The following is a 2,144-nucleotide window of genomic DNA, read 5'->3' as shown; positions in this document are numbered from 1 at the left end:
GTGTTAGGCTTTATGTGTTGCAGTTTTGGTACCCATGAACTTTGTGTGCGCCTGACGGGAGTGCTCCGAGGGCGCATTAATTGTTTTTCCGGTTCTCTCCGGTTATGGGGTCAATGCAGCGCTGGAGAATCACAATTCCGTGGCTCTCCATACTCTGCCCCTGTTGAGGAGATTGACATGGCAACCGGCACCGTTAAGTGGTTCAACTCGGAAAAGGGCTTCGGCTTCATCGAGCAGGACGGCGGCGGCCCCGACGTCTTCGCCCACTACTCGAACATCGCGTCCTCCGGCTTCCGTGAGCTCGTCGAGGGCCAGAAGGTCTCCTTCGAGGTCACCCAGGGCCAGAAGGGCCTGCAGGCCGAGAACATCGTTCCTGCCTGATCGTCGCAGCGCGCGAACCTCACAGCCGAGGCCCGCACCGGAAGGTGCGGGCCTCGGCTTGCGCTGTCATCGGGCCCTAGGGGCCCAGAGCCGCACCGAAGGCTCAGAGGTCCCGGAAAGTCCAGCGACCAGGAAGGCATCACTGCATGAACAACTCCGACCGCCCCGCACGACCCGCCCGCAAGCGGCCCGCCAACGCAGCCGGCAAGGGCAGGCCGAGCAGCGGCCAGGCGAACGGCTCGGCGAGGGGCCAGGCGAACGGCGCGGCCAGGAGCCAGTCGAACGGCTCGGCCCGCGGCCAGTCGAACGGCGCGGCCCGGGGCCAGGCGAAGGGCTCCGCGCATGCCGCGAAGAAGCCCGGAAGCCGTAAGCCGAAGCCGGCGCAGGGCGGGGAGTTCGCGCTGCCCGAGAGCCTTACCCCGGCGCTGCCCGCCGTGGAGGCCTTCGGTGACCTGGACATGCCCGAGGCCCTGCTGAAGACGCTGGCCGCCCAGGGGGTCACCGCGCCCTTCCCGATCCAGGCCGCCACCCTTCCCAACTCCCTCGCCGGGCGCGACATCCTCGGGCGCGGCCGCACCGGCTCCGGCAAGACGCTCGCCTTCGGCCTCGCGCTCCTCGCCCGCACGGCCGGCCGGCGCGCCGAGTCGAAGTCGCCGCTCGCCATGGTCCTGGTCCCCACGCGCGAGCTGGCCCAGCAGGTGACGGACGCCCTCACGCCGTACGCCACCTCGGTCAACCTCCGTATGGCCACGGTCGTCGGCGGCATGTCGATCACCAAGCAGTCGGGCACGCTGCGCCGCGGTGCCGAGATCCTGGTGGCCACCCCCGGCCGCCTCAAGGACCTGATCGAGCGCGGCGACTGCGACCTCTCGCGGGTGCGTACGACCGTCCTCGACGAGGCCGACCAGATGGCCGACATGGGCTTCATGCCGCAGGTCACCGCGCTGCTCAAGCAGGTCGAGCGGGGCGGCCAGACCATGCTGTTCTCGGCGACGCTCGACAAGAACATCGACCGGCTCGTCCGGATGTTCCTCAGCGACCCCGTCGTGCACTCCGTCGACCCATCCGCGGGCGCGGTGACGACGATGGAGCACCACGTGCTCTACGTCGCCGACGAGACGGACAAGAAGGCCGTCGCCATGCGGATCGCCGCCCGCGAGGGCCGCGTGATCATGTTCCTGGACACCAAGCGCGCGGTGGACCGCTTCACCAAGCGGCTCCTCGCCAACGGTGTGCGCGCCTCCGGCCTGCACGGCGGCCGCTCCCAGCCGCAGCGCAACCGCACGCTCGACCAGTTCAAGACCGGTCAGGTCACCGCGCTGGTCGCCACGAACGTCGCGGCGCGCGGCATCCACGTCGACGACCTCGACCTGGTCGTGAACATCGACCCGCCCGCCGATCACAAGGACTACCTCCACCGGGGCGGGCGTACCGCGCGGGCGGGGGAGTCGGGCAGTGTCGTCACGCTCGTGCTTCCCGAGGAGAAGCGGGACATGACGCGGCTGATGTCCGACGCGGAGATCCAGCCCCGGGCGGTGCGGGTCTCCTCCTCGGACGAGGAGTTGGTGCGGATCACCGGGGCGCGGGAGCCCTCCGGGGTGCCGGTCGTCATTGATACGCCTGCGCCGCAGCAGCCGGCGGCCTCGCGGCGGCCTCGGCGGTCCCGGGGCGGAGCGCCCCAGGGGCGTCGTCGCCGGGCTGCGTAGTCCTTCGGCTTTCCCGCCGGGGGGAGGTCTTCGCCGCTTCGCGGCGGGGGCTTCCCC

The 2,144-nt window shown here is 70.2% G+C and carries 2 protein-coding genes; both read left to right on the top strand.

Features of this window, described 5'->3' with window-relative positions; all coding sequences use genetic code 11:
* The first annotated feature begins 177 nt into the window (after positions 1 to 177).
* Complete coding sequence (locus GKQ77_RS31980; RefSeq protein WP_055556530.1) at positions 178 to 381, top strand: cold-shock protein; 204 nt, start codon at positions 178 to 180, stop codon at positions 379 to 381.
* 146 nt (positions 382 to 527) lie between these two features.
* Positions 528 to 2,087 carry a DEAD/DEAH box helicase gene (locus GKQ77_RS31975; RefSeq protein ID WP_219692612.1) on the top strand — a complete coding sequence of 520 codons (1,560 nt, stop codon included), beginning with the start codon at positions 528 to 530 and terminating at the stop codon, positions 2,085 to 2,087.
* Positions 2,088 to 2,144 lie beyond the last annotated feature (57 nt).

Origin of the sequence: Streptomyces anatolicus (genome assembly GCF_019400875.1) — a bacterium.
Taxonomy (GTDB): domain Bacteria; phylum Actinomycetota; class Actinomycetes; order Streptomycetales; family Streptomycetaceae; genus Streptomyces; species Streptomyces anatolicus.
This window is presented reverse-complemented; position numbering and strand designations above follow the sequence as displayed.

What these genes read in the sequence shown, in the direction of transcription:
- GKQ77_RS31980 (WP_055556530.1), top strand. Translation starts at nt 178, where the DNA reads ATGGCAACCGGCACCGTTAAGTGGTTCAACTCGGAAAAGGGCTTCGGC.
- GKQ77_RS31975 (WP_219692612.1), top strand. Translation starts at nt 528, where the DNA reads ATGAACAACTCCGACCGCCCCGCACGACCCGCCCGCAAGCGGCCCGCC.